The sequence below is a fragment of the Microbulbifer maximicatervae (SeqCode) genome (genome assembly GCF_052467065.1).
The window spans coordinates 2,301,474-2,327,500 of sequence record NZ_CP174299.1; the positions used below are offsets into that span (position 1 = coordinate 2,301,474).

Annotated in this window: 24 protein-coding genes (1 of these 24 only partly in view); 10 read left to right on the top strand and 14 right to left on the bottom strand. The window is 55.0% G+C overall.

Going from position 1 to position 26,027, the window contains the following annotated elements; translation table 11 throughout:
* Positions 1-42: 42 nt before the first annotated feature.
* The 4 genes from accC to ACJJI1_RS10145 all read right to left on the bottom strand — a co-directional run bounded on the left by accC (position 43) and on the right by ACJJI1_RS10145 (position 4,400).
* Positions 43-1,383 carry an acetyl-CoA carboxylase biotin carboxylase subunit gene (gene accC / locus ACJJI1_RS10130; RefSeq protein WP_413664257.1) on the bottom strand — a complete coding sequence of 447 codons (1,341 nt, stop codon included), beginning with the start codon at positions 1,381-1,383 and terminating at the stop codon, positions 43-45.
* A 15-nt stretch (positions 1,384-1,398) separates the two neighbouring features.
* Positions 1,399-1,869 (bottom strand): acetyl-CoA carboxylase biotin carboxyl carrier protein, encoded by a 471-nt coding sequence (gene accB / locus ACJJI1_RS10135; protein WP_444959259.1) that lies wholly within the window; start codon positions 1,867-1,869, stop codon positions 1,399-1,401.
* A gap of 22 nt (positions 1,870-1,891) precedes the next feature.
* Complete coding sequence (gene aroQ, locus ACJJI1_RS10140) at positions 1,892-2,347, bottom strand: type II 3-dehydroquinate dehydratase (RefSeq protein ID WP_444959260.1); 456 nt, start codon at positions 2,345-2,347, stop codon at positions 1,892-1,894.
* A gap of 259 nt (positions 2,348-2,606) precedes the next feature.
* The gene (locus tag ACJJI1_RS10145; RefSeq protein ID WP_444959261.1) at positions 2,607-4,400 is read right to left on the bottom strand and encodes a protein-disulfide reductase DsbD family protein; all 1,794 of its coding nucleotides are present in this window, start codon (positions 4,398-4,400) and stop codon (positions 2,607-2,609) included.
* A gap of 129 nt (positions 4,401-4,529) precedes the next feature.
* Here ACJJI1_RS10145 and ACJJI1_RS10150 point away from each other — a divergent pair, with 129 nt between their 5' ends.
* From ACJJI1_RS10150 to ACJJI1_RS10165, 4 genes are all read left to right on the top strand, one after another.
* Positions 4,530-5,258 carry an N-acetylglucosaminyltransferase gene (locus tag ACJJI1_RS10150; RefSeq protein WP_413664260.1) on the top strand — a complete coding sequence of 243 codons (729 nt, stop codon included), beginning with the start codon at positions 4,530-4,532 and terminating at the stop codon, positions 5,256-5,258.
* Positions 5,255-5,716 (top strand): copper chaperone PCu(A)C, encoded by a 462-nt coding sequence (locus ACJJI1_RS10155; protein WP_444959262.1) that lies wholly within the window; start codon positions 5,255-5,257, stop codon positions 5,714-5,716. The genes ACJJI1_RS10150 and ACJJI1_RS10155 overlap by 4 nt, the downstream gene beginning before the upstream one ends.
* 35 nt (positions 5,717-5,751) lie before the next feature.
* Entirely contained in the window at positions 5,752-6,321 is a 570-nt protein-coding gene (locus tag ACJJI1_RS10160; RefSeq protein WP_444914843.1) for a YajG family lipoprotein, read from the top strand.
* Between the two features lie 179 nt (positions 6,322-6,500).
* Positions 6,501-8,294, top strand: coding sequence for a putative bifunctional diguanylate cyclase/phosphodiesterase (locus ACJJI1_RS10165; RefSeq protein WP_444959263.1), 1,794 nt, complete (start codon positions 6,501-6,503; stop codon positions 8,292-8,294).
* Positions 8,295-8,345: 51 nt separating this feature from the next.
* Here the strand turns inward: ACJJI1_RS10165 and ACJJI1_RS10170 are convergent, their stop codons facing one another.
* Complete coding sequence (locus ACJJI1_RS10170) at positions 8,346-9,344, bottom strand: adenosine kinase (protein ID WP_413664263.1); 999 nt, start codon at positions 9,342-9,344, stop codon at positions 8,346-8,348.
* A gap of 385 nt (positions 9,345-9,729) precedes the next feature.
* Between ACJJI1_RS10170 and mrcB the strand changes: the two genes are divergently transcribed.
* The gene (gene mrcB, locus ACJJI1_RS10175; protein ID WP_444895300.1) at positions 9,730-12,312 is read left to right on the top strand and encodes a penicillin-binding protein 1B; all 2,583 of its coding nucleotides are present in this window, start codon (positions 9,730-9,732) and stop codon (positions 12,310-12,312) included.
* A gap of 43 nt (positions 12,313-12,355) precedes the next feature.
* Here mrcB and hemB read toward each other — a convergent pair whose 3' ends face one another.
* The 7 genes from hemB to ACJJI1_RS10210 all read right to left on the bottom strand — a co-directional run bounded on the left by hemB (position 12,356) and on the right by ACJJI1_RS10210 (position 20,061).
* Positions 12,356-13,366: a porphobilinogen synthase gene (hemB, locus tag ACJJI1_RS10180; RefSeq protein ID WP_444892703.1), complete on the bottom strand. Its 1,011-nt coding sequence runs from the start codon at positions 13,364-13,366 to the stop codon at positions 12,356-12,358.
* A 112-nt stretch (positions 13,367-13,478) separates the two neighbouring features.
* Positions 13,479-14,105 carry a GntR family transcriptional regulator gene (locus ACJJI1_RS10185; protein WP_444959264.1) on the bottom strand — a complete coding sequence of 209 codons (627 nt, stop codon included), beginning with the start codon at positions 14,103-14,105 and terminating at the stop codon, positions 13,479-13,481.
* 9 nt (positions 14,106-14,114) lie between these two features.
* Complete coding sequence (locus tag ACJJI1_RS10190; RefSeq protein WP_444959265.1) at positions 14,115-15,287, bottom strand: benzoate/H(+) symporter BenE family transporter; 1,173 nt, start codon at positions 15,285-15,287, stop codon at positions 14,115-14,117.
* 159 nt (positions 15,288-15,446) lie between these two features.
* Positions 15,447-16,730 (bottom strand): glutamate-1-semialdehyde 2,1-aminomutase, encoded by a 1,284-nt coding sequence (gene hemL, locus ACJJI1_RS10195; RefSeq protein ID WP_444959266.1) that lies wholly within the window; start codon positions 16,728-16,730, stop codon positions 15,447-15,449.
* Positions 16,731-16,910: 180 nt separating this feature from the next.
* Entirely contained in the window at positions 16,911-17,696 is a 786-nt protein-coding gene (gene thiD, locus ACJJI1_RS10200) for a bifunctional hydroxymethylpyrimidine kinase/phosphomethylpyrimidine kinase (RefSeq protein ID WP_413664269.1), read from the bottom strand.
* An 82-nt stretch (positions 17,697-17,778) separates the two neighbouring features.
* Complete coding sequence (gene hemJ, locus ACJJI1_RS10205; RefSeq protein WP_444906494.1) at positions 17,779-18,201, bottom strand: protoporphyrinogen oxidase HemJ; 423 nt, start codon at positions 18,199-18,201, stop codon at positions 17,779-17,781.
* A gap of 33 nt (positions 18,202-18,234) precedes the next feature.
* Complete coding sequence (locus ACJJI1_RS10210) at positions 18,235-20,061, bottom strand: chloride channel protein (RefSeq protein WP_444912059.1); 1,827 nt, start codon at positions 20,059-20,061, stop codon at positions 18,235-18,237.
* Positions 20,062-20,156: 95 nt separating this feature from the next.
* On the opposite strand from ACJJI1_RS10210, the gene argC reads away from it, so the two are divergent.
* From argC to erpA, 4 genes are all read left to right on the top strand, one after another.
* Complete coding sequence (gene argC, locus ACJJI1_RS10215) at positions 20,157-21,203, top strand: N-acetyl-gamma-glutamyl-phosphate reductase (protein ID WP_444959380.1); 1,047 nt, start codon at positions 20,157-20,159, stop codon at positions 21,201-21,203.
* Positions 21,204-21,256: 53 nt separating this feature from the next.
* On the top strand, positions 21,257-22,000 hold the full coding sequence (locus ACJJI1_RS10220) for a DUF6776 family protein (protein ID WP_413664271.1): 744 nt from the start codon (positions 21,257-21,259) through the stop codon (positions 21,998-22,000).
* 33 nt (positions 22,001-22,033) lie between these two features.
* Complete coding sequence (locus ACJJI1_RS10225; RefSeq protein ID WP_282934417.1) at positions 22,034-22,477, top strand: bactofilin family protein; 444 nt, start codon at positions 22,034-22,036, stop codon at positions 22,475-22,477.
* 162 nt (positions 22,478-22,639) lie between these two features.
* Positions 22,640-22,993 carry an iron-sulfur cluster insertion protein ErpA gene (gene erpA / locus ACJJI1_RS10230; RefSeq protein WP_108731633.1) on the top strand — a complete coding sequence of 118 codons (354 nt, stop codon included), beginning with the start codon at positions 22,640-22,642 and terminating at the stop codon, positions 22,991-22,993.
* Positions 22,994-23,016: 23 nt separating this feature from the next.
* Here erpA and ACJJI1_RS10235 read toward each other — a convergent pair whose 3' ends face one another.
* Together ACJJI1_RS10235 and ACJJI1_RS10240 are read right to left on the bottom strand one after the other, a co-directional pair.
* Positions 23,017-24,126 carry an anhydro-N-acetylmuramic acid kinase gene (locus ACJJI1_RS10235; RefSeq protein WP_444892707.1) on the bottom strand — a complete coding sequence of 370 codons (1,110 nt, stop codon included), beginning with the start codon at positions 24,124-24,126 and terminating at the stop codon, positions 23,017-23,019.
* 15 nt (positions 24,127-24,141) lie between these two features.
* The gene (locus tag ACJJI1_RS10240; RefSeq protein WP_444892708.1) at positions 24,142-25,521 is read right to left on the bottom strand and encodes an OapA family protein; all 1,380 of its coding nucleotides are present in this window, start codon (positions 25,519-25,521) and stop codon (positions 24,142-24,144) included.
* A 276-nt stretch (positions 25,522-25,797) separates the two neighbouring features.
* Here ACJJI1_RS10240 and tyrS point away from each other — a divergent pair, with 276 nt between their 5' ends.
* Positions 25,798-26,027, top strand: partial view of a tyrosine--tRNA ligase gene (gene tyrS / locus ACJJI1_RS10245; RefSeq protein WP_444912061.1) — the start only. The gene runs 1,075 nt beyond the window's last position; only the first 230 of its 1,305 coding nucleotides appear in the window; its start codon is at positions 25,798-25,800; its stop codon lies off the right edge, out of view.

Genomic DNA, 26,027 nt, shown 5'->3' on the forward strand with positions numbered 1-26,027 from the left:
TTTGCCGCAATTCTCGCTAACTTTGCCCCGGCTGGCGAGCGCTTAAAGACCTAACTTCTTCTCCAGGTAGTGGATATTGACCCCACCCTTGGCAAAGTTTTCATCTCGTACCAACTCTTCCTGTAGGGGAATATTGGTTTTAATACCGTCCACTACCAGTTCCGACAGGGCCACACGCATACGCGCCAACGCGGTTTCACGATCTTCCGCATGGGTGATCAGCTTGGCGATCATGGAATCGTAGTTGGGGGGTACCGAGTATCCGGAGTAGAGATGGGAGTCGACCCGCACACCCAAGCCGCCAGGCATATGAAAGTTGTTTACCTTGCCGGGGCTGGGGAAGAAGGTCTGTGGGTCTTCGGCATTGATACGGCACTCAAAGGCGTGACCTTTGATTACGATATCTTCCTGCTTCAGGGATAGCTTCTCACCGGCACAAACCCGAATCTGCTCCTTGATCAGGTCGACACCGGTTACCATTTCGGTAACGGGGTGCTCCACCTGGATACGGGTGTTCATTTCGATAAAGTAGAAGCGCTCATTTTCATACAGGAATTCAAAAGTACCCGCGCCGCGATAGCCGATATCGATACAGGCTTGTACACAGGACTCATGTACCTGCTCGCGCACCTCATCGGGAATACCCGGAGCTGGGGCTTCTTCCAAAACCTTTTGATGGCGGCGCTGCAGGGAGCAGTCGCGATCGCCCAGATGGATGGCGTTGCCCTGGCCATCGGCCATTACCTGGATCTCAACATGGCGGGGATTCTGCAGGAATTTTTCCATGTAGACGGTGCCGTCACCGAAGGCCGCCTGGGCTTCGGACTTGGTCACGGCAATCGCGTTCACCAGCTCCTCTTCCTTTTCCACCACGCGCATGCCGCGACCACCGCCACCGGCGGCAGCTTTAATGATGACCGGATAACCGATGCTGCGGCCGATCTCCATGCAGCGCTCGCTATTATCGGGCAGCGGGCCGTCAGAGCCTGGAACGGTGGGAACGCCAGCCTTTTTCATGGCGGCAATTGCAGACACCTTGTCACCCATCAGGCGGATTACATCCGGATCAGGGCCAATAAAGGTAAAGCCGCTCTTTTGCACCTGTTCGGCGAAGTCCGCGTTCTCTGCGAGAAAGCCATAGCCGGGGTGCACGGCTACTGCGTCGGTGATTTCCATGGCGGAGATCAGGGCCGGCACATTTAGGTAGCTCTGCGGGGATGGGTTGGGGCCGATACATACAGATTCGTCGGCCAGGCGTACATGCTTGAGATTGCGGTCTACCAAAGAGTGCACCGCCACAGTGGCGATGCCCATTTCTTTACAGGCACGCAAAATCCGCAAGGCGATTTCGCCGCGGTTGGCGATTAGGATTTTGTCGAACATTGTGACTTACCCCACTCAGACGATGGTCACGAGGGGCTGGTCAAACTCAACCGGTTGGCCGTCCTCCAGCAGGATCGACTCAATGGTACCGGCCTTGTCGGCTTCGATCTGGTTCATCATTTTCATCGCTTCGACGATGCACACAACATCGCCAACTTTGACCTGCTGACCCACCTTCACGAAGGCCTCGGCGCCGGGGCTGGGGGCAGCGTAATAGGTGCCTACCATCGGGGATTTAACAGCGTGTCCAGAAAAAGCCGGCTTGGAATCTTTTTCCGGACTTACCGCCGCTGGAGCAGTAGCGGCGGGAATGGCCGGTGCTGCAACCGGTGCAACGGGCGCGCCGTAGACCGGGGCAACAGGCTGAGCAGCATTACTGACACCGCGACTAATGCGCACGGACTCTTCACCTTCTTTGATTTCCAGCTCGCCGATATCCGATTCTTCGAGCAGCTCAATCAATTTTTTAATTTTGCGGATATCCATAGTTATTTACTCGCAGTTTGATTCATTGTTGTGCAGGCGTGGCATCCAGTTGGTGGATGGCTGCCTGTAGGGCCAGGGTGTAGCTGTTGGCGCCAAAGCCACAGATTACGCCGCAGGCCAGATCTGAAAGATAGGAATGGTGTCGGAAAGCTTCCCTGGCATGGGGATTGGACAGGTGAAGCTCAATAAACGGGATAGCAACGGCTGCCAGGGCATCTCGCAAGGCGATACTGGTATGAGTGAACGCAGCGGGATTGATCACGATAAATTCGACTCCGCTGGTTGCCGCCAAGTGGATTCGTTCCAGCAGGACTGATTCGCTGTTGCTCTGCAGGGCTTCCAGTTCGTGGCCGGCGGCGTCACACTGGCGCTCGGCGGCTTCATTGATATCCGCCAGGGTGGTAGACCCGTAGATGTGCGGTTCGCGACTGCCTAAAAGATTTAGGTTGGGGCCGTGAAGGAGAAGAAGTTTAGCCATAATTCGCCCTGAAGAAAGTTGCCGAAAACCCATATAAAGTGGGTTAAAATTGGCTATCTTGCGGGCAAACTCGAAATTTCGGCCTAGCTGCCCGAACTCATTAACCGAGTCTGCCGCAAAAGTGACTCCCTGTCCATGCCAGACTCGGAGTTTATCGAAGTTAGCAGCAGTTCGGCGATATTGGGCAAAAAATTAGTTCAAAATATCCGGGCTGTGGCCTGTTTACCTTGGGTTTTTGGCTACAAAGGCGCCAAAAACTTTACTGAGTCACCCCAGTGCTCAATGGGGAGTCCACAGCGTTCTCCAATTCCTGTAGTAAATCATCTTGAGAAAGTATTTGCGGCAGTATTTTTGCGTCGCCCCCATCGGCGGGATAGAGAAGATACAGTGGCACACTGGTACGCCCGTATTTGGCCAATAATTCGCTGATTCGCGGATCCTGGTTGGTCCAATCTCCTTTCAGCGCGACCACGTTGAGCCGCTCCAAAGCATCACTGACCTCGGTGCTCGACAGCACAGCTTTCTCATTCATCAGGCAGGTGATGCACCAGGCCGCTGTCATATTGGCCAGAACTGCACGCCCCTCACTGCGTGCAGTCTCCAGTCTCTCTGCCGAATAGGGCTCCCAGTAATCGCTGCTGGACAATTGTTCAGACTGATTGATGGTTTTCAGTTGCGGAAGTAGAAAAACCGCCAAGGCCAGGGAGGCCAGGGCCAGGGAACCGCGCAGCCAGTGCCATTGCGGACGCGGCCAAAGCCACAGGGCAAATGCAATGGCTACAGCACCAGCCAGTACCAGGGCAACTCCATCCCCCCCGGCTTGTCGGCCCAGAACCCACAGTAGCCATACCGCAGTGAGATACATCGGGAATGCCAACAACTGCTTTAGGCGATCCATCCAGGGGCCGGGTTTGGGCAGCTTTTCCGCCAGAGCGGGGATATAGGTCAACAACAGGAAGGGGGCCGCCATACCGGCGCCAAGGGCGGCAAAAACACTTAGCGCAATTAGCGCGGGCTGCGTAACAGCAAACCCCAGTGCGGAGCCCATCAGCGGTGCAGTACAGGGACTGGCCACCAGGGTTGCCAGCGCGCCGGATGCCACAGAGCCCGACAATCCCTGACGTTTATTCAAGTTGCCGCCAATACCCATTAGGTTACTGCCGAGTTCGGTCATTCCAGACAGGCTCAACCCCATGATAAAAAACAGGTAGGCGAGTGCTGCCACCAACCAGGGGGATTGAAGCTGGAAGCCCCAGCCGACAGCCTCTCCGCCGGCGCGAAGGGCGAGCATCACTGCGGCGATAGCCACAAAGCTCAGAACTACGCCCAGTGTATAAGCCCAGCCGTGGTGGTGCCTTTGGCTTGCATTTTGTGCAGCCTGGCTCACTGCCAGTAATTTAATCGACAGTACTGGAAAGACACAGGGCATCAGGTTCAGGATCAGGCCACCGGCAAATGCGAGAAGCAGCGCCAGTGACAAGGTGACATTGCTACTGCCTGCGGCACCGCCAGCACTCGCCGGCGGAGTGGGCGCGCCTGTAATTAAGGCGCTGTCCTGCGATTCTATGTCCTGACTGGCAAAATCCACACTGTAGTATCGGGTCTGAGGCGGATAGCAAAGGCCGGCATCTGCGCAGCCTTGATAGTGGAGCTCCAGTTGGGTAGAACCATTGGTTTCAGGGATATCCAGGGCAAATTCTAGCTGGCCTCGGTAGACCTCAGTCTCTTTCTCGAAATAGTCGTCCCAAATGACTTCACCGGTTGGCAGGTTCAGGGGGATGGGAGTTTTTTCACCATTATCGACCCTGTACAGCGCCAGTTTTTCGCGATAGAGGTAGTACTCTGGGGCAATCTGGAAGAGTGCACTGAGGCCGTTGGCATCAAAGAGCAGATCCTGCTGATAAGCTTCATCGACCGGCAGGAAAGTGTTTTCCTGGGCGCTGCTCAGCGAGGCAAAAGGGTTATCGGAATTCTGCGCTGTAGCTCCAATGCTGGTTGTGGCCAGCAGGATTGTCAGCAGAACGAGGAAATTTTTTCGGAAACTTTTGGTCATCACAGCCATAGATGAAAAAATTCATTATAGTCGGGCGCATAGTTCAGACTGCTGCACCAGACGGGGGTTCAGTCGCCGCAGCAGTATAGCGACGCCAGTGGTACAAAAAAACAACAATAGGGGATTGTTTTGCCGTCATTTGAACGCCTTCACAGCCTTGGGGTTTTACTGCTACTGGCATTTTGCCTAGGGGCCTGCTCATCCAATAAGCCCGCACCTAAAACGGTTGTCCCTCCTCCCGCCCCTAAAAAGACGCCATCCCAGGACCAGGTTCGGCGCAACAATATTTCCTTTTTTTTGAGTCGTGCGGAACAGGCGCTACGCAAAGGGCATCTAACCCAACCTGCGGGCGCCAGTGCCTACGACTATTACCTGCGTGTGTTGCAACTGCAACCGGATAACAGCAAGGCAGAAACCGGTATTCAAACCATTGTGGTCACCTATGTTGAGCGGGCGCGGGACGCCCTGCGTCGCAGGGATTTTGGGGAGGTGAACACCCTGTTGAAACGGGCCGAGATGCTGGCTCCGGCCAATCCGTTGGTGGCTGAAGTGCGTACACAGTTGGTCCGCGAGCGGGGGAGAGCGCAGCTCGATTTACCGCAAGGGGAGGTGATAGGTCTGCCAGCCGGTGAACTCGCAGCAAGGTCTGCCGGGCTGGTGGAGCAGTTGCAGCGAGTAGCGGGCAGGATTCGCAGCGAGCAGCTGCGCGTCATTATCGTAGCGCGCAGTGATGCTGAGGGCCGTTGGGTTTATCAGCAACTGCGCGAGGCTGTGCCCGGGTATCGGGTGCGTGGAGATATTAAAGTCGGGAATCCGGCGAAACTGATTCTGATTAAGCCCAGCGGAGGGGCACCATGAAAAAAGTATTGGCATTTGCCTTTTTAATCACCGCACTCCTTGTGTCTAAAGGCGCCTATTCCATAGGAATTACGGCGGAGGGGTATGCCCGGGAAACTCCTCCGGGACCTTCGATGAGCGCTGCCTTTGTGTCGCTGCACAACACTGGTGATTCGAGTCAGGTACTCACGGGTGTGGAGTTGCCGGGTGTTGAACAGGCTTCGGCAGACCTGCATACCACAATATCGGAGAATGGAATAAACCGGATGCGCCCGCTGGATCAGCTGACGATTGCCGCCAGGGCAAGTGTAGATATGGCTCCCGGTGGAGTTCACTTAATGATTAAAGGTCTGCGCTTGCAGGCGGGGGAAGAGTTGCCGTTGCGACTGCTTTTTGCCGATGGCAGCAGTGTAGATATTCTTGTACCAATAGTCCGGATGAGTGATGAGGGGGAGCACCACCACCATCACCATGGCTGAATTGGCAGTTTTTTTGAAGTGAGGGGGAATTAAACATGAAGAAGTTATTGGTTTTTGCCGGTGCGCTGCTACTCAGCGCTTGTGCTCATAGCCCGCTGCAAATTTGGCTGCAGCCTCAGGTTCAGGTTGCTCCTGAAGCGATAGGTGAAGGCTTTAGTATGAGTGTGATGGGAGTTAATGAACTGCCCTCTGGCGGCTTGGGATCATTGGGTGGTGTTTATGCGGATACTGCTCAGGTAAGTATTGGCAATGACGCTGGTGAGGCTATTGCGGCGGGATTGCGTGAGGGTTTTTCAAATTGGTCATTCCGAATTACCGATAGCGCGCCGGAAGTTCAGGTGATCGCAAAATTGGTAAAACTCACCTACAACAGTCCAAATACGGTTTATACCACCGAGATTGACACCTCTGCTGAAATTCACCTGGAAGTGAAAATTGGTCCTCGCACTTATTTCGGCACTTACAGCGCTTCCGGCAAAGATCGGAACCTGGTTAAGCCCAGCCGTGAAGAAGTCCAAAGCCGTGTGAATGGACTGCTCAGCACAACTCTACAACGAGTATTTGAAGACGAGAAATTAAAAAATTTCTTGCGCAGCAATCTGTGAATGTGCAATTTATACATTTGTAGAAAAAACTCGGCTGGGAGGCTGGATAATTGAATAAAATCGGCGATCGTGGGCGATGATGTCGGTAACCTTTTTCGGTTATGGCCTGTCGCAAGGCACCTCCCCGCTACTGGGAAAGGTTTGCGCTTTGCTCTGTTGTGTTTTGAGTGAGTTTTCCCGTGACGCTGTTTAATCCAGAGGCGGCAAGTTACCTCGGCCCCCTCGCCCAGTTGGAAGAGGGGCTGCGCCCCTGTGAGCAGATCAGTTTACAGGCGGCGGAGGCGGCTCTCGGTGAAGTTGCCGATGGTGTCATTGTCACCGATGCTGCCGGCACGGTGGTTTACACCAACCCCCTGGTCAACGAAATGACTGGGGACCTGGTTGGACTGCTGCCCGGCCAGCCACTCAGCGAAGGTTTGCGCCTGTGCAATAACCGGGGCGATGCGATAGAGCCGATACTGCCGGCATCCAGTGACCTGGGTGAAGTACCTAGAACCAGAGAGTTTAATGCCTGTATTGAGCGCCCAGGGGAAGAGCATGTCCCGCTTGAAGTGACCGTGCAGGTAATGGCTCTTTGGGATATGGGGGTGCTAAAAAATTATGTTTTGGTGCTGCGGGATACCTCTGCCGCGCGCCGGGTTTCCACCCGCCTTATGTGGCAGAGCAGCCACGACGCCTTAACCCGACTGCCCAACCGACAATTCTTTGAGAGTGAGCTGCAAAGCCAACTCAGCCTCTGTATCGATAAACGCCAGCACCATGTATTGCTCTACCTGGATGTTTATCAATTCAAAGTTATTAACGACACCCTGGGCTTTGTTGCCGGGGACCAGTTGTTGGTTCAGTTGGTGGAGTTAATCAAGCGCTGCCTCTCCAGCGATGATCTATTTGCCCGAGTGGGCAGTGATGAGTTTGCGATACTACTGCGCGACTGCACCCTGGAAGAGGGTGGTCGTGTGGTGGCTCGGCTGCGCGACTCTGTACAGAACTTCAGTTTTTTCTGGGAGGGGAATGACAACCGGGTCGCGGTGTCGATTGGTGTTGTTGGTGTCGATCACTTTACCCCCAGTGCCAGTCAGTTACTGGCGTCGGCCAATGATGCCTGTTGCAGTGCCCGGGAGCAGGGCAGAAATCGCGTTAAGCTATTTGGCGACTCCCGCAAGGTATTAGAGAAGCGTCGCGAGACCACCTGGGTTGCGGAAATTCACGCGGCTTTGCGGGAAGACCGCCTGATGTTGTACCGGCAGCCAGTGGTTTCACTAAAGGGGGACCGCAATGTCCACCACTATGAAATCCTGGTGCGGATGCGCGGCCGTGATGGTGGAGTGATTTCACCGGGGCTGTTTTTGCCAGCCGCAGAGCGCTACGGCTTGATCGAGGAAGTGGACCGTTGGGTAATTCGCCGGGTCTTTGACTATATGGCCCAGGAGCAGCGCCTGGGGATGGGCGGAATTAATTATGCGGTCAATATTTCCGGCATCAGCCTGGGGGATGAGACCTTTGCTGATTTTGTGTTGCAGTCTCTGTCCGATGCCGGTGTAACGCCCTCGCGGGTTCAATTTGAAATTACAGAAACCAGCGCCATCAATAATCTTGAACGAGCCCTGATATTTATCCACAAGCTGAGAGCCGCCGGTTGCAGCTTTGCCCTGGATGACTTTGGTCGCGGTGTTTCCTCCCTGGCTTATCTGCGTCAGCTGCCGGTAGATTTTCTTAAAATCGACGGAAGCTTTGTGCGGAATATGCTTGAGGATGAAATTGATAGCGCAATGGTGAGCACTATTGATCACTTGGCGAAGAGAATGGGTATCAGCACTATCGCCGAGTATGTAGAGAGCCCGGAGTTAATGGAAAAGTTGAGCCAGATGGGAGTGGACTATGCCCAGGGGTTCGGTATTTCCGCAGCGACGGGGCTGCCGGAGCTAGATAGCTACCCGGGGATGCTCCACCATTCCAGAGGGCCCAAGCCTTAGGGCCCCCTGGAAATCATGTGTCTATAGATAACTGCTATTAGGCAATTGCTATTAAACAACCGGTGCGAGTAATTCGGAGTGCTGCTCGGCCTCTAGTCGCGGGCCGTATTGGCTCACTACCTGGGCGGCAGCGCGGCAAGCGAGTTCGCCGGCTTCGGTAAAACTCATTTCGCGGTTGATACCGTAGAGGAAAGCACCGGCAAACATATCGCCTGCGCCGTTGGTATCGATGGCGCGGACTTCGGGACTCTCTATGCGGTGAACGTCGTTGCCGTCCCATAGCAATGCGCCATCGGCGCCCAGGGTAATCGCGAAACTGCGGCAGTAATCGCGCAGCGCTTCAACGGCGCCCTCCACAGAGTCGGTACCGGTAAAGCCCAGAGCCTCATCCCGGTTGCAGAACAGCATATCCACACCGCCGCCAATCATTTCCCGCAGCCCTTCGCCGAAGAACTGAACCATAGCCGGGTCAGACAGGCTGAGAGCGGTTTTAACTCCGTGGGCTTCGGCTTCTTCGCGAAGCTTGATCGCTGCGGCACGGCCCGTTTCAGAGGAAACTAGGTAGCCTTCGATATAGGCCCACTTGGAGGCGGACAGTGCATCGCTATCCAGCTCAGCGACTGAGAGCTGTTCACTCATTCCCAGATAGGTGTTCATACTGCGTTCGGCATCCGGGGTGATAAGCACCAGGCATTTGCCGGTAGTGCCCTCATCAGCTTGCTTCAGTGTTTCGGGGTAGTCGACCCCGGCGCTGTTAAGGTTGTTTCTGTAGAAATCACCATTCTCGTCAGCGGCAACTTTGCACGAATAGAAGGTGCGGAGACCGAAATAGCTGGCAGCAATGACCGTATTGGCACCGGAGCCGCCGCAGGCCAATTTGGCAGTGACCATATGGTTTTGAAGGTCGTCTACCAGCTGTTGCTGACGGGCGTCATCTACCAGGGTCATGATTCCCTTTTCCACGCCAAGGCTGCTCAAATCCTGGTCCGACACTTCGATTTCTGTATCGAGTAGGGCGGCACCTATGCCGTAGAGATCGTATTGCTGCATATCATTCCTATTCGGGCTTATTGTCTACATTTCCGCCGCATTATGGACGTCATTTTGCCAAGTGCAAGGCATTGGGGAGGGCTGGCGACAGCAAACCCTCACATAGGCGCTTGTTACATCTTGGTGAACTTATAGGCGGTTGCTGCGGTCAATCCTCGCACAGGTGTAAATAGCACCTTCACGTAAACCGCCAGGTAATAGATACTGCCAAGCCTGGATTTTAGCCCGCTAATTGAGTGGGCCCGCCAGTGCTGAAAGGCACTGGCAGCAAGATACCAGCGGAGCTGCCACCTGCTGGTACCCTGCCTTCGACTCTTCGATTGGGGCTGGTTAGGTCTTATGAGTCGCTTGATGTACTGAGTTGGCAGCGGGACTGAATCCTCATATGGCATCAACGAAACGCCGGCGCGTCAGAGCGTCAAAGCCCAAACGACGATATCGCTGGCTCAAGCTGCTAGTGCTTTTAGCCCTGGTGGGCTCCCTGGCGCTGGCAGCGTATATGGCTTACCTGGATGTGCAGCTGCGCGAGCGACTGGATAGCCGTCAATACCAACTCCCCGCCCGAGTCTACGCTCGTCCGCTGGTGCTGCGCGAGGGTATGGCAATGCATCCGGATGAGTTGGAGTCCGAATTTGCTGCCTTGAATTACCGCAAGCAGGGCACTCTGAGTGAGCCTGGTTCCTGGGTTCAGGACGGAATGAATTACAAGGTCTGGCGCCGGGACTTTATCCATGCCAATGGCCGCCAGCCTGCTGCAGTGGTCTCCTTCCGTCTGCGCAATGATCAAATTAGCGGCCTGCGTGATGACAATGGCCGAAGCCTGGCAGAATTCCGCCTGGACGCAGCTAATATCGGCTCTCTACTAGGGGGAGGCGATGACCGCAATCCAGTGCGTTTCGATGATATTCCTCCCTTGGTAGCCAATACCCTGATTGCTGTTGAGGATCAGGACTTCCTCAATCACTTTGGTGTTTCCCCTCGCGGTATTGCCCGGGCCATGGTGGCCAACGCAAAAGCCGGACGATTGGTACAGGGTGGCTCCACAATTACCCAGCAGTTGGTCAAAAATATCTTTTTTGACCATAAGCCCAGCCTGAGACGTAAATTCAACGAGGCCCTGATGGCCATCCTGATGGAGGTGCACTACGACAAGCGCTATATCCTGCAGGAATACATCAACGAAGTGTGGTTGGGTCAGCAGGGTGCCAGAGGTATTTATGGCTTTGGATTGGCCTCTGAATTCTATTTCCAGCAGCCCCTGGATACCTTGGAACCCCATCAGGTAGCACTGTTGGTGGGGCTGGCGAAAGGTGCGTCTTACTACAACCCCTGGCGCAATCCCGAGAGAGCACTGCAAAGGCGCAATACCGTGCTGGAATTGATGCTGGAGCAGGGGCTGATTACTCAGGAGGAGTTCCAGAAGTATTCCGCCAAGCCTCTGGGGGTGGTCAAGGGTGGTGTCGGTGCGCAGAATCCTTACCCGGCCTTTACTGAGCGGCTGTTGATTGAATTGCGTCCCTACTACTCATACGAGGAATTGCGCACTTCGGGTTTACGGGTTTACACCACCTTGGCCCCTTCGGTGCAGAAGTTGGCGGAGGAGTCCATCAGTCAGGGCGTTAGCCAGCTGGAGAAAGACCGAGGGATCAAAGCCAATTCACTCCAGGCCGCGACAGTATTGTTGGATAATCGCAACGGCAATGTGCTGGCCATGGTGGGAGATCGGAACCCGGACTACCCTGGCTTCAACCGGGCGCTGGAAGCCCGCCGCCAGGTGGGCTCCCTGATTAAGCCGGCTGTGTTTCTCACTGCTCTAGAGCGACCGGAAGAGTACAACCTGGCCACCCTGATCGATGACGCCCCGGTGAGAATTGAAGAGGCGGATGGCGATGTATGGATGCCGCAGAACTTCGATAAGCGCGCTCACGGACAGATACCGCTATATATCGCCCTGGCCAAGTCCTATAACCTGGCGACGGCCCATTTGGGACTGGATCTCGGCCTGCAGAATGTGCGCCAGACGATTCGCCGCCTGGGTGTTGAATCCAGGCTCCCCCGAGTGCCGGCGATGTTGCTTGGTGCAGTGGAGATGACCCCGTTCGAAGTTGCCGGTATGTATCAGACCATTGCGAACAATGGTGAGACGGTACAGCCGCGCACACTGCTGGCGGTTTCCGATGCCCAGGGCGGCCGTGTACAGCACTTCCGCCGCAAGGCTAATCGCGGTGTCGACCCCGTTCCAGCTTACCTGTTGCGTTGGGGGCTGGAGCAGGCCATGCGTGAGGGTACCGGACGCCGCTCCGCCAAGCGCTTGCCAAGTAGCATCGCCTTTGCCGGGAAAACCGGAACCACTAACAATAACCGCGATAGTTGGTTTGCGGGCTTCTCCCCGGAAGTAACCGCCGTAGTCTGGCTCGGGCGCGACGACAATGAGCGCACGCGCCTAACTGGCTCTACCGGCGCACTGCCGATCTGGACGGAGATTATGCGCAAGCTGCCCCATCAACACGGACCGGCAGAGATGCCCCGAGGAGTGGAGCTTAAGTCAGTGAACTCCCGGGGGCAGTTAATGGACCCGGATTACTGTCGCGGTGGTTATGAGATTCCTTTCTCCTACGAAAGCCAGCTGCAACCGGCGCCGGAATGTCGGGGGCAGAATCGCTGGCGCTGGTTCCGCAATCTATTTGGCAATGGTCGCGACGAAGCGGCTCCCAGAGAGGAGATGAGTCCCGGTTGGGGGGTGGATACCAGTGAGCAGCAGATGCGCGATCAGCGCCGCCAACAATTGCAGGAGCAACTTCGAGGTGACGATGCGGAAGAGTTTGGTGTAGATCCCGAGTATGGCTCCGGTTATGAAGAGGAGCCTCTGGAGCTGCCAAGAGATAATACTTTTGGCGGGAGGGCTCACAGCGTACCGGTAGAGGAAGCCCAGCCGGTGGGGCCTGACCTGGAAGATCAGTGGCCCTAGGGAAGGTAGCGCGCGATTGAATCGCGCGCTTTATCGCCGGCTATCAGTCTTGCAGCAACTGTGCGGCTTCTTCGGCGAAATAGGTGAGGATGCCGTCGGCACCGGCGCGCTTAAAGGCTAGTAAGGACTCCAGAATAACCGCCTCTCGCTTCAGCCAGCCATTTTCAAAGGCGGCGCAATGCATCGCATACTCCCCACTTACCTGATAGGCGAAAGTGGGAACCCGCAATTCTTCTTTTACCCGACGCACTATATCCAGGTAGGGCATACCGGGTTTCACCATCACCATATCCGCGCCCTCTTGCAGATCCAGGGCGCACTCGTGCAATGCCTCATCGGTATTGGCGGGGTCCATTTGGTAGCTCGCTTTATTGCCACCTTTCAAGTTCCCGGCAGAGCCCACTGCATCGCGGAAGGGGCCGTAGTAAGCGGAGGCATATTTAGCGGCGTAGGACATAATCAGGGTATTGCTGTGGCCCGCGCCTTCGAGAGCATCGCGAATGGCTCCGATACGGCCATCCATCATATCCGAGGGGGCCACCATATCGGCACCGGCTGCAGCGTGTGACAGGGCCTGCTGTACCAATACCTCAACGGTTTCGTCGTTGACGATATAACCGCTGTGGTCCATCAGCCCGTCCTGGCCGTGGCTGGTAAAGGGGTCCAGGGCTACGTCGGTGATAACTCCCAATTCCGGTACCGCATTTTTCAGCTCGCGAACAGCCCTTTGTGCCAAGCCATCGGCGTCGTGGGCGGCACTGGCGCAATCGGACTTTGCCGACGGGTCGACTACCGGAAACAGGGCTATTGCGGGGATTCCCAACTCTCGAACTGTCTTCGCTTTCTTGGCCAACAGGTCCACGCTCAGGCGTTCAACACCCGGCATTGAGGCGACTTTTTGGGTTTCGTTACGCCCCTCAATAACAAACAGTGGCAGGATCAAGTCGTCACTGCTCAACTGGGTTTCCCGCACCAGTCGACGGGAAAAATCCTTTGCACGCAGGCGACGCAGGCGAGTGTTGGGGTAGGCACCACGGCCGAAACTTTGGCTCATCGGGAAATTACTCCGGCTATCCATAGGGCCGCAGAAACCCCGCAGCCGCAATTGGCAGCCATCATATCAAATTGCCGCAGTGGGTGATTTTCGATTGCTGAGGGAAAGCGGTTTAAAAATGGGGCTGATATAAGTGCCTTACCAATAGTTTGCCGGCGGCTTCTATATGTTTTGCCAGCAGTGCGGCGGCTTGGTCCCCGTTTCCCTCTTGGAGTGCATTGAGTATTGCAAAGTGCTCGTCCTGACTGGTGTCCTGGTAATTCAGACCGTGGGATTGGTAACCGATATAGCGTTCACATTGCCGGTGCAGTTGCTCGACGGTACTAAATAGCGTGGGTCTTGCAGCTGCCCGGTAAATACAGGCATGGAACTCCCAATTCATTTTTCCGATCTGTTCGGCGGAGAGTTCAGGTTTGGCTTGCATGGATTCCAGAATATCTCTGGCCCGCCCCAGGATCTCTCCATTAAGGCTTTCCAGTGCCAGGGATTGCAGCAGCGGTTCCAAGCGCATGCGCATCAGGTAGAGGTCTTCCACTTCAATAGGGTCAAACTGCGGCACTGCGACGCCGCGTTTTCCGTGTCCGGTTAACCAGCCCTCATTTTTCAATCTTTGTAGAGCGTCCCTAACCGGAATACGGCTTACGGCGTAAAGCTCTGCCAGTTCGGCTTGCTTTAGCACCTGGCCGGCGGCGAAGCGCCCATGCTGCAAGTCCGACTTAATTTTTTCGTAGAGGCCCATCGATGTTTATTAATTCCTGCGCTTGAAAAACCAGTAACACACCAGCCCCCCCAGCAGCCCCCAAAAGGCAGAGCTAATGCCAAAGAGGCTGATACCGGAAGCACTGATCAGAAAAGTGATAATTCCGGCTTCGCGACTGTCGGCCTCGGCTGTTGCTCCAGCCAGGCTGCTACCAATGACGCCAATCAGTGCCAAGCCGGCGAGGCCAGCAATCAGTGCCTGGGGAAAGGCACTGAATAATGCCACAACGCTAGCGCCGCAGAGGCCCACCAGCAGATAAAAAATACCGGCGGCAATGCCGGCGGTATAGCGTTTGTCGGGGTTGGGATGGGCTTCCGGGCCGGTGCAAATAGCAGCGGTAATAGCCGCCAGATTAAATGCAAAGCCACCAAACGGTGTCAGCAATAAAGAGGTGAGGCCGGTGCCACTAATAACAGGAGATATAGGCACTCTACTGTAGCCACTGGCGGCCAGGGTTGCCGCTCCGGGCAGGTTCTGAGAGGTCATAGTGACGATAAAAAGAGGAAGGCCAATGCCAATTAAAGTGGAGAGGCGGAATTCTGGCGTTACCCAAACAGGGTGTGCCGCTTGCCAGCCGATCTGGGCCGATGCAATGAGTTGCAACTTCCAGCAAGTCACCACTCCAGCCACTAGTACCAAAATAATGGCATAGCGAGGCGCCCAACGGCGCCCGACTAGATAGGTCAGTAACATGATGCCGACCAATAGCGGTTGTGCCTGCAGAGAAGTAAATACTGAGAGACCAAATTGCAGCAGTATGCCTGCGAGCATAGCGCTGGCAATCGGTGCCGGCACCATTCGCGCTACCCGCTCAAAGGCTCCGGACAAGCCCACGAGGAGTGTTAACAGGGCGCTAAACGCAAAAGCACCAATCGCCTCTGCAATGGGGATGCCACTTAAACTGGTGGCCAAAAGTGCAGCACCTGGAGTCGACCAGGCAGTGATTACCGGGGCGCGGTAATACCAAGAGAAGGCAATACAGGTAATGCCCATTCCCAGGCCCAGGGCGCCAATCCAGGAGGTGATCATTGCTTCACTTGCGCCAGCTGCACGCGCGGCTTCAAAGACTATGGCGGCGGAACTGGCTACTCCCACCAGCACGGCGACAAAGCCTGCGCTGATGGCGGACAAGCTGGTATCTGAAAACGTTGAGCTTTTCAAAATGTATACCTTTTATATTTTGTATACATTTTTAGCTGTTAGCTTTTTTCAGCGCAATAACTTTGCGGTGAAGCGACTGGGGCTTTATTGGAGGGGGTAAAGTAAAACGTGTATAGAAGCAGCACCCGCAGGCTGCGGGTGCTGGAGAGAGGCGGGCAATTAGCCGAGGCGGGCGAAGACGCGTTCAGCGGCAGTGATTGTGGCCTCAATATCCTCATCGGTATGAGCTGCGGACATAAACCCTGCCTCATAGGAGGCCGGTGCCAGGTAGACACCTTCTTCCAGCATGCCGTGGAAGAAACGGTTAAAGCGCTCGTTATCGCAGGCCATTACCTGTTGATAGTTAGTTACTTTAGGTTCTTCGGTGAAGAAGAATCCGAACATGGTGCCGGCCTTATTGGCGGTGATTGGGATACCTGCGGCTTTACCAGCCGCCAGGATGCCCTCCACCAAACGGTCAGTTTTGGCAATTAAAGGCTCGTAGAAGGCGGGTTCTTCCACCAAACGCAGGGTTTCCAAGCCCGCGACCATAGCTACAGGGTTACCGGACAGGGTGCCCGCCTGGTAAACGGGACCCAGGGGTGCAATTTGTTCCATGATCTCGCGTTTACCGCCAAAGGCGCCAACGGGCATACCGCCGCCGATGACTTTGCCGAGGGTGGTGATATCCGCTTCGATACCGTAGAAGCCCTGGGCCCCGGTCAAGCTCACCCGGAAGCCGGTCATCACCTCATCGAGAATCAACAGGCCACCGTGCTGGTCGCAAACTTCGCGCAGGGTTTCCAGGAAGCCGGGTACCGGCGGAATGCAGTTCATATTGCCGGCAACAGGCTCGACGATGATACAGGCGATTTGATCGCCCAGCTCATCGAAGCAGCTGCGCACACTATCAGCATCGTTGTAGCTCAAGGTGATGGTGTGATCTGCCAGGGCGGCGGGAACGCCGGGAGAGGAGGGTACACCCATGGTCAGGGCCCCGGAGCCGGCCTTAACCAGCAGGGAGTCGGAGTGGCCGTGGTAGCAGCCCTCGAACTTCACAATCTTGTCGCGCCCGGTAAATCCACGGGCCAGGCGAATCGCGCTCATGGTGGCTTCGGTACCGGAATTGACGAAGCGCACCAGGTCCATATTCGGCCACAGGCGGCAGAGTTCTTCGGCCAGTTCGGTTTCCAATTCAGTTGGCGCACCGAAGCTCAGTCCCGATTGGGCCTGTTCCACCACGGCTTCAATAACTTCCGGGTGTGCGTGGCCCAGCACCATGGGGCCCCAGGACTGTACGTAGTCGATGTAGCGTTTCTCGTCTGCATCGTAGAGGTAGGCGCCCTCGGCACGGCGGATAAACACCGGGGTACCGCCGACTGCGCGAAAAGCCCGTACCGGAGAGTTAACGCCGCCGGGAATGTACTGCTGTGCTTCTGCGAAGAGCTGCTCGGATTTACTCATAAACTTATATTCAGGTTCTGCATAAAGGGCCTGGGGAGCATTATCGCGGGGGTGGCGCCTGAGGACAATGTGTAGATTGGCGACGACCGGTCACAGACTGTGTAGACAGAAGATCTCACCGTCATGGGGACGGTGAGACTGATCGGGGCAGGGGCGAAATTTGTGTCAGCAGCTCCAGGTTTAGCGTTCGCACCAGAACAGCCGGTTGGGAATCGGCCTTCCCATGCCCAGGCGCCGGCTGTCTTTGATCGCACTCCAGGCGTATTGCTGACTGCGGGTAACCGCTTCGATAATGGTCAGCCCGTGGGCGATATGGCAGGCAATGGCAGTAGCGAGGGTGCCGCAGACGCCATAGGCCGCTGGCTGCAAGCGCTCCCACTTGAACTCTCGCATGAGGCCGCGCTCATCGTAGAGCCGGTTCTGTAATTGTTGCTCGTGGGGCACGCCAGTCAGCAACAGGTAGCGACAGCCGGATTCGAGGATTTCCTGGGCCATGGCGTCGAGGACATCGGCCTCCACAGCCATGGCGCGAGCTTCCCTGCGGTTGGGGCACACCATGGTTGCCTTGGGCAACAACAGCGACACCATAGCCTCCCACAGAGGCGGGGCGAGTACGCTATCTTTGTCAGCCAGTGTGGCATCGGGGTCGATAACGACGGGAATATCCGGGTAGTCGTGGAGTACGCTGTGAAGCGCGCGCACATTCTCCACAGAGCCCAGGTAGCCGACCTTGATCGCGGCGATCGGCATGTCTTCCAAAACGGCTCGGGTTTGTTCAATTAGCAGGCTGTCGTCGACTGGGGCGACACCCAGCAATTCACCGGTATTACACACGCTGATGGCGGTAACTGCCGAGGCCGCATGGCAGCCGAGACTGACCGCTGTCTCAGTATCTGCGGCAATTCCGGCGCTGCCGCTGGGGTCGTGGTGAGTAACGGTCAGAATAACGGGCTGAGGTGTATCCATAAGTGCTCTACATGACGGCCATTAGCTGTGCGCCTAATTCTAGTTGCTGAGCGCCTTTGACAAGGAATGAATACGCGCCAAATTAAAATGGCTTTACGACAACCAAAATGACGATGGCGACAAGTGCAACTGCTGGGAACTCATTAAATATTAGGAAGTAGCGGCGGCTGCGGGTAACGGTTCCCCGGGCAAACTTGCGAACATAGGCGCCACAGATATGGTGATAGCCCAGGAGGAGAACAACAAAAGTCAGTTTTGCGTGCATCCAGCCGGCGGAGGTGTAGTAGGCCGGGTTCAAACTGTAGAGCCAAATGCCCAAGGCAACGGTGGCCAGCATGGAAGGAATGGCAATACCGCGATAAAGGCGGCGTTCCATAATACAGAAGCGGTCGCGACTAATGGCATCAGTGGCATCGACATGGTAGACAAACAGTCGTGGCAGATAAAAAAGTGCGGCAAACCAGCACACCATCGCAATAATGTGAAAAGCCTTGATCCACAGCATTGAAAGTCCCCTTAAAAGAAACGGGAAGAAAAATTACTTCCGGTAAAAGTTGTTAATTTGTAGCGGCAGAATAATGCCCGCCGTGCGATTGTCCAGCGAACCGCTTTTATGACGGCAGACATATAGGCCATCCGCGCCACTTCTCTCCAGCTTTTGCGAGGCCTCCAGCATTGTCGCTCGCCAGCTTAGGGACGCCAGCTGTTTGCGTTCGCCGGGTAGTCTCAATAAATCGATCATTTCTCCCGGGTCTAGTAATTTATCTGATGCGGAGGAAACTTGTTTTTCGCTCTCGGCCGCCTCTTTCGCACCACCGCGAAGAAAAGTTGCCAAGTCCGCTGCACGCAGTAGTTGCGGTGCCGGCTCCTTGGGTAAATCGATAAGAATCCACTCGGGGTGTTGATTAATTAATTCTGTTGCCGCAGCGCGGGTAATTTCCCTAGGAGTCACAACAAAGCTCTGATTCATTTCGCTGGCAACTCCGACACTGCTCAGCATTTGCTGTCGCCAACTTGGCATTCCCGCTTTATTCAGGGCGCGCAGCGTTTCGTGATAGAGACCGATAGTGGAAAAGAGTTGGCGGCTCACTAATGTGGCCACCACGATCATCATCATTCCAGGGAATAAAATATGTGGGTTATAGGTAAGTTCCAAGATAGCGAGTAGCGCAGCTAGAGGCGCATTGAGCATGGCAGCCATCATTGCCGCCATACCCACCATGGCATAAAAGCCTGGGCTCGCGGTGTGCTCACCCAGCCACAAGTTAGCCAGGCCACCGGCAATACCACCGATACAGGCACCGATAATCAGGCTGGGGCCTATTACCCCACCGGGAATTCCGAGCCCTGCCCCCAAAGCGGTTGCGACTAATTTCGCGGCGACAATAGCAATGAGTGTCGCGACCCCCAACTCCCCCAGCATTGCCATCTGCAAAGTGTCATACCCACCGCCGAGGATTTCCGGTACCCAGATACCCAAGGTGCCAGTAACAAGGCCAACCAAGAGAAACCGAAGAAGTGGGGAGTAACGCTGCTGGGGAATCAAAATACGCTGGGAGCGGATAAATAATCCGGCGAGAACCCCAATAACCAGTGCGCACACAAAAAGTAGCGGCAGCTCGGCAAGGGAGTTGAGTTGAATCGCGGGTACATTAAAGTCCGGTTGGCTACCGAAAGTCAGCTGGGTGATGGCGCTACCGGCAACAGCCGCGAGAATTATCGGTAAAAAACCTGCCACAGTATATTCCAGCATCACGACTTCCATCGCGAATACCACGCCCGCCAGCGGGGTATTAAAGGAGGCCGCAATTGCTGCGGCTACACCACACCCCAGTAGGTTGCGACCGGAATTATTGGGGAGCTTCAGCGCCCTAGCTAACCAGCTGCCACTGGCGGCTCCCAAGTGTACAGCTGGGCCTTCCCGCCCCACCGAGTGGCCGCTAATTAAAATTATTGCGCCGGCAAAAAACTGTAGCAGGGCATTTTGCATTGGCATTTGCCCCTGGTGATTGTAGAGCCGGTCCAGGACATGGACCACTCCCACCTGGCGGCGTCTGGGATTTAGAAATAAATAGATACATCCCACTACCAGAGAGCCGATGACTGGCAATGCGAAGCGCCAGAAAGGGGGTAGGGATTCGTAATTTTGTGGGATTGATAAAAACAGCGTGGTCGGCCACTCCATCGCCAGCCGAAAAAGTACAGTTACCCCTCCGGCCAGGATGCCGGTGATCAGGGCCATCCCCAGCAAAGGCGCCAGCGCGTCTTTGGAGGAAAGCTGTAAGCGTATATTTTCGAGGCTGCCAGGCCTAACTAAATAACGCGAAAATGACTTTTTTAGCGAGTTCCTTGGGGGCTGTGACACCGCACATCCTTAAAATGCTGGGGCTTGTGGTAGAGTGCCTGTCTGGTTTTACGATTATCGTCTCAGTTGGCGGATATACCGGAGATTTTAGCAAGGTGATAAAAGTAGCGATTGTCGGGGGCACCGGCTATACAGGGGTGGAATTACTTCGGCTTCTCTCAACACATCCACAAGCGGAAGTTACCGCAATCACCTCCCGTTCGCTGAATGGTACCCCGGTTGCCGAGCTTTTCCCTAGCCTGAGAGGGCACTCGCAGCTGTCTTTCTGTAGCCCCGATCTCGAACAGCTGGCGGATTGTGACGTTGTATTCTTCGCTACACCTCATGGCGTTGCCCAGGCCCAGGTACCGGCACTTATTGAACGCGGAGTTCGAGTGATCGATTTGTCCGCCGATTTCCGTTTGAAAGATATACCTACCTGGGAGCAGTGGTACGGTCAGGCCCATGCCGCTCCGGAATTAGCTCAAAGCGCTGTTTATGGTTTGCCAGAAGTTAATCGGGAACAGATTGCCAATGCGCAGTTGATAGCCTGCCCGGGCTGTTATCCCACCGCGATTCAATTGGGATGGATACCGCTTTTGGAAAAGGGCCTGGTAGAACCTGGTGAGCTGATCGCCAGTGCGGCCAGTGGTATCAGTGGTGCGGGGCGACAGGGTAAGACCGACTTGATTATGGCTGAGAATAGCGACAACTTCCGCGCATATTCTGCCGCCGGGCACCGTCATTTACCCGAGATTGAACAGGGGCTTCGTCGAGTGCAGGCCACTGAATCCTCTCCCGCGCAGGTGACTTTTGTACCGCATTTACTTCCCATGATTCGCGGTATCCACGCTACTTTATTTGCCCGGTCAGTGGGGAAGGTTGATGCCGATGAGCTTCAACAGATCTTTGAAAACCGCTATAAAAATGAGCCTTTTGTAGATGTGATGCCGGCGGGCAGCCACCCTCAGACTCGTACGGTTAGAGGGACCAATATGTGCCGCATCTCGGTATTGCAACCCCAGGAGCGGGATACGGTACTGGTATTATCGGCCATTGATAACCTGGCCAAAGGCGCGTCCGCTCAGGCAATCCAGAATATGAATATTATGTATGGCTTAACTGAGACGTTGGGCCTGGATAGCCCGGCACTGCTGCCTTAGAATCGGGTGTTTCCCGACAATCGATAAATCCCGGATAAGACTTAGCAGATTTCATGGTGCTCAAAGTTAAAGGCAGCAAGCAGTACCGCATGAAAGTGGTGCCTCATAAACCCTTCTCTGGTGTCATTGCCGTAGTGGGGGTCGTTTTTTTGGTATTAGTGACCTCGGCCGGGTCCTATTTCGCTGGGCAGTATCAGCTGCGCCAGAGCCTCGATCGCAAGACACTGGAGCATACTCAAGTACTCGATCGTGTTACCGCGCTTCAGAGTGAGAATGAATCCCTGCGAATGAGGGTTGCCACTGCAGAGCAGTCGCTGACTATCGGTGAGCAGGCGAGTGAGTCGGTGCGTGCGGAACTGGTGCAGAAAGAGAGCCAGATCGCAGAGCTAAAGCAGGAAATTTCTTTCTATCGCGGCGTCATGGCCCCTGAAGATGGGGGTGAGGGGGTGTCCATTGGACGCTTTATCCTCTCGCAGACCGGCGATCCAAAAAGTTACCAGTACAAGTTACAGATCAAACAGTCCGCAGCGCGTCGGGATGTTGTAAAAGGCACGGCCACATTTACCGTAGTGGGCCGTCAGGATGGGGAACCGAAGAGTTACCCTCTGAAGGAACTGTCGGAGCAGGTGGATAGTGAGTCGATTCAGCTGCGTTTTAAATATTTTCAGAATATCGAGGGAGAGCTGCGCTTGCCGGAGGGATTTGTGCCCGAAGGTGTGGAGCTGTCACTTAAATCTTCTGGGCGCAAGGGCTTCAATATTGAGCAGCGCTACGGTTGGTTAGTACAGGAAAGTTAGCATAGGTGCCAAAGGCACGAGGTTTTGGGGATTATGTTAAGAAAAAAAGAGAAACAGATAACTATGGCCAATACCGGTAGTAACCACACGACTTTGATCGCTCGTCAGACTGAGATCAGCGGTGATATCCACTTCCGTGGCAACCTGGTCATCGAAGGTAAGGTGCGTGGCAATGTTACCGCTCACAGTGATAGTGATGCGCGCCTGCAAATTGTGGATGGCGGCATCATTGAGGGTGAAATTCGTGTGCCTCAGGTAGTGATCAATGGCAATGTGAAAGGGGATGTGTTTGCTGCGCGCCACCTGGAGCTGGCTTCCAAGGCAATGGTAGAAGGCAATGTACACTATAAGCTGATCGAGATGCTGAAAGGTGCCCAGGTAAACGGTGCCCTGGTATCCAGTGCCGACTTGAGTAGCGCGGGTGAGCCCCATATGCTCGGCTATTCCGAAGATGAAACTGTCATTGAAGCCTCTTAAGTCCGGGTAGTATTGGCTGGCGCTGGTACTTTGTTGTACCGGCCCACCTGCCGGTTAATACTTGACTGAATTGCTGGGTTTAAGCAAGATGACGCCCCCGGGGCTGCACTCGTTATAACTTTTATACGAGCGGTGAATGTCCCGATGAGTTGAGAGAGACTTATGTCAGAAGCTGTATCCTTTTCTCCCGCGCCACTCGTGGTCACAGACAAGGCTGTGGCCAAGGTAAAAAGCCTGCTGGAAGAGGAGGGCAACCCGGAGTTGAAACTCAGGGTGTTCGTGACCGGAGGCGGCTGTTCCGGTTTCCAATACGGTTTTACCTTTGATGAATTGGTTGCCGAAGATGATGCCATCATAGAAAAGGATGGCATTCAGGTCTTGGTGGATGCGATGAGCTACCCCTACCTGGTTGGCGCCAATGTTGATTACGAAGAAGGCCTTTCGGGGTCGCGCTTCGTAGTACAAAATCCCAATGCGTCCGCTACCTGTGGCTGCGGCTCCTCTTTCTCTATTTGAGAAATCTTAACCCGCCCTATTGATCAGGGCGGGTAAATAGCCCCTAGCACCGCCTCTTTCTGCGCGCCAGTCACTCCCGGACAATTACCGGGCAGCCCTCTCAATGTCTGGCGGGCCAACCAAGCAAATCCAACGGCTTCGAGCCAGTCTGCGTCAATACCGTAACTGCCCGTGTCAGTAATAGACCAGGTGGGCAAGCGACGCTGTAATCGTGTAACCAAGTCCTTATTTTTTGCCCCGCCCCCGCAAGTGAGCAGCTCGCCGCCTTCGGCAAAATTATGCACGGCATCGGCGATACTGGCTGCGGTCACTTCAGACAGGGTCGCCTGCACATCTACCGGCGCCACTTCCAAACCGGCGCAGGCCTGTTCGAGCCAGCTGGGGTTAAAAGTTTCACGGCCAGTGCTCTTGGGTGGTTCGGCGGAGAAATAGGGATCTGAAAGCAGGCGGTTGAGAAGTTCAGCATTGGCGCGACCACTCGCGGCCCAGTCTCCATTTCTATCGTAGGGCTGGTTTTTGTGTAGGTTCACCCAGTAGTCGAGCAATGCATTACCTGGACCTGTGTCATAGCCGTAAACCTGGCCATCTGCCGTCAGCTCAGTGATATTGGCCATCCCCCCAATATTGACCACAGCACGGCTTCCATCAGTTTTGAAGGCGGCCTGGTGAAACGCCGGCATTAAAGGCGCTCCTTGACCACCGAGAGCGATATCCCGGCGACGGAAATCCGCAACGGTGCAGATGCCCGTCAGTGCTGAGATGGTGTTGGGGTCACCGAGTTGCAAAGTAAAGGGAGAGGTCACTGTGCCTGGGGGGCGGTGGCGTACGGTTTGGCCGTGACTGCCAATGGCGGTAACAGACTGACCCTCAACACCGGCTCGGGCTAGCAGGGTGTTAGTGGCCTCGGCAAAAACCTGTCCCAGTTGCCGGTCTAACTGTCCGGCGCGATCCAACTCTGAAGGGCCGGGGGCGCAGAGGCTAAGGATAGCTTCGCGCAGGCCGCTGTGAATCGGGTGGGCTAGCGCAGCCAGGATACGGGTGTTAATTTTTTCTTCATCGCCAAAATCGACCAGCACCGCGTCAATGGAGTCAACGCTGGTGCCGGACATCAGGCCGATAAACAGATCGGGCATATTCGTTGGCGCTTGTTAGGGGCTTTCTTCATCCAGTTGAGCCAGAGCCGGCCCCTGGAAGTTCTCTAGTTTCGCCAGAAGTGGCTGGGTCTGGTTTTTAAAACGGATCATCTCAGAAGTCGGTACCGACTTTGCCTTGGGCAATTTGCGCACAATGGTGGCGGGGTTGCGATGTCTGCCATCCACCAGGAATTCGTAGTGCAAGTGCGGGCCGGTGGCATAACCGGTAGACCCCACAGTGCCAATAACCTGGCGCTGCTTAACGCGCTGGCCCTTTTTGACTTTGCGCTTGGTCAGGTGGAGATAGCGGGTTACATACCGTTCGCCGTGCTGGATAAATACGTAGTTGCCGTTGGGTTTGCTATAGCCGGACGCGATAACCCGACCATCGCCAGTAGAGTAAACGGGGGTGCCTCTTGGAGCGGCATAGTCGGTGCCATTATGAGGTCGGCGTGACTTGAATACTGGGTGCAGGCGGCTCGGGTTGAAGTGAGAGCTGATGCGGACTATGTCCAGAGGTGTGCGGATAAATGCCTTGCGCATACTTTTGCCCTCAGGCGTGTAGTAATTGGCATCACCACTGTTATCCACATAGCGTACAGCGCTAAAAGTTCTTCCCTGGTTGGTAAAACTGACCGCCAGGATAGGACCGTTGCCAATTTTCTCCCCATCCAGGAACAACTCTTCGAACATCACGCTAAAGTTGTCGCCCTTGCGAATATCTAGGGCAAAGTCGATATCGGAGCTGAATACATCCGCCATCTCCATTATCAGGCTGTCACTCAGCCCAGCATCGCTACCGGCCAGGAATAGGGAACTATCGATCTGGGCCTGTCGGTAAGCCGGGTGGCTGTCGGGCTCACGAGTTATCAGTGCGTGTTCAAACTTATCTGCATTTGTGCGGGTAAACTCAATTTGATTGAGTCGGTCCCGCTGTAATTTCAGGGACTGGAGCTGGCCATCATTATTTGTTTGAAAGGTCAGCTCTTCACCCGGAGTTAGACGTGCCAGCTGTTTTGCCTCTTTGCCGCTACCCAGAAGCTGGTACATCTCTTTGGCGCTGATTTTTGCACGTTGAAATAGGTCTGACAGGGTATCCCCGTTACGTACTTCAAGGCTCAACGACTTGACCGCCTCGACACTGACGTTAAGCAGTGGCGTTTCCGCCGGCGTATAAGTGAGAGCAGGTTTGGCTTCAGTGCTGTCGCCGCTTGTGACCTCTGAAAGTTTGACGGGTAGGGATGTGCGCTTAGAGGAAATCTCCGGTGAAGGAATCAGAACGGCCAGCATAAGGACAAAGGCTGCGATGCCAGCGGTCAGCGCATGAACGCGGGGAAAATGCTTGGGTAAGCCGCCAATACGGAGGCCTGTACTCGATTTACGATGGTTTTGCATGGCGTTAGCGGATGGTACTGGCGGTCGTTGTTATTTGCGCTTGAAAAACTGAGTGTCTAAAAAACAGGCATTGGAGGGGCTTTATAGCAAAAAAGCCGCCTTGGTTCACGAGATAATTGACACGTCTTTGCACGGTTTGGTTCCTCATGAATTTTGTTTTTAGTGCGGATGCTGGGCTGCTGCACGCTTGTATTTGCCGCAAACTTCGGTAATGTTGCAGCGCATTTTGCCGCCGCTTGGTGGCGCTAATTTCAAGCCTATATATGAGGGGAAAGCATGGCTGGGGTCGACATGACACTGCTTGAAGACTTGGACCGTCGCGGATTAATTAATCAAGCGACTGGTGACGGCGAACTGACGCAGCATTTGTCGGAGAGTCGAACCCTGTATTGCGGTTTTGATCCCACTGCAGACTCCCTTCATATAGGCAGTCTAGTACCGTTGCTGACCTTGAAGAGGTTTCAGGCGGCAGGGCATAAACCAATTGCACTGGTTGGCGGTGCCAC

What these genes read in the sequence shown, in the direction of transcription:
- accC (WP_413664257.1), bottom strand. Translation starts at nt 1,383, where the DNA reads ATGTTCGACAAAATCCTAATCGCCAACCGCGGCGAAATCGCCTTGCGG.
- accB (WP_444959259.1), bottom strand. Translation starts at nt 1,869, where the DNA reads ATGGATATCCGCAAAATTAAAAAATTGATTGAGCTGCTCGAAGAATCG.
- aroQ (WP_444959260.1), bottom strand. Translation starts at nt 2,347, where the DNA reads ATGGCTAAACTTCTTCTCCTTCACGGCCCCAACCTAAATCTTTTAGGC.
- ACJJI1_RS10145 (WP_444959261.1), bottom strand. Translation starts at nt 4,400, where the DNA reads ATGACCAAAAGTTTCCGAAAAAATTTCCTCGTTCTGCTGACAATCCTG.
- ACJJI1_RS10155 (WP_444959262.1), top strand. Translation starts at nt 5,255, where the DNA reads ATGAAAAAAGTATTGGCATTTGCCTTTTTAATCACCGCACTCCTTGTG.
- ACJJI1_RS10160 (WP_444914843.1), top strand. Translation starts at nt 5,752, where the DNA reads ATGAAGAAGTTATTGGTTTTTGCCGGTGCGCTGCTACTCAGCGCTTGT.
- ACJJI1_RS10170 (WP_413664263.1), bottom strand. Translation starts at nt 9,344, where the DNA reads ATGCAGCAATACGATCTCTACGGCATAGGTGCCGCCCTACTCGATACA.
- mrcB (WP_444895300.1), top strand. Translation starts at nt 9,730, where the DNA reads ATGGCATCAACGAAACGCCGGCGCGTCAGAGCGTCAAAGCCCAAACGA.
- hemB (WP_444892703.1), bottom strand. Translation starts at nt 13,366, where the DNA reads ATGAGCCAAAGTTTCGGCCGTGGTGCCTACCCCAACACTCGCCTGCGT.
- ACJJI1_RS10185 (WP_444959264.1), bottom strand. Translation starts at nt 14,105, where the DNA reads ATGGGCCTCTACGAAAAAATTAAGTCGGACTTGCAGCATGGGCGCTTC.
- hemL (WP_444959266.1), bottom strand. Translation starts at nt 16,730, where the DNA reads ATGAGTAAATCCGAGCAGCTCTTCGCAGAAGCACAGCAGTACATTCCC.
- thiD (WP_413664269.1), bottom strand. Translation starts at nt 17,696, where the DNA reads ATGGATACACCTCAGCCCGTTATTCTGACCGTTACTCACCACGACCCC.
- hemJ (WP_444906494.1), bottom strand. Translation starts at nt 18,201, where the DNA reads ATGCTGTGGATCAAGGCTTTTCACATTATTGCGATGGTGTGCTGGTTT.
- ACJJI1_RS10220 (WP_413664271.1), top strand. Translation starts at nt 21,257, where the DNA reads ATGGTGCTCAAAGTTAAAGGCAGCAAGCAGTACCGCATGAAAGTGGTG.
- ACJJI1_RS10225 (WP_282934417.1), top strand. Translation starts at nt 22,034, where the DNA reads ATGTTAAGAAAAAAAGAGAAACAGATAACTATGGCCAATACCGGTAGT.
- erpA (WP_108731633.1), top strand. Translation starts at nt 22,640, where the DNA reads ATGTCAGAAGCTGTATCCTTTTCTCCCGCGCCACTCGTGGTCACAGAC.
- ACJJI1_RS10235 (WP_444892707.1), bottom strand. Translation starts at nt 24,126, where the DNA reads ATGCCCGATCTGTTTATCGGCCTGATGTCCGGCACCAGCGTTGACTCC.
- ACJJI1_RS10240 (WP_444892708.1), bottom strand. Translation starts at nt 25,521, where the DNA reads ATGCAAAACCATCGTAAATCGAGTACAGGCCTCCGTATTGGCGGCTTA.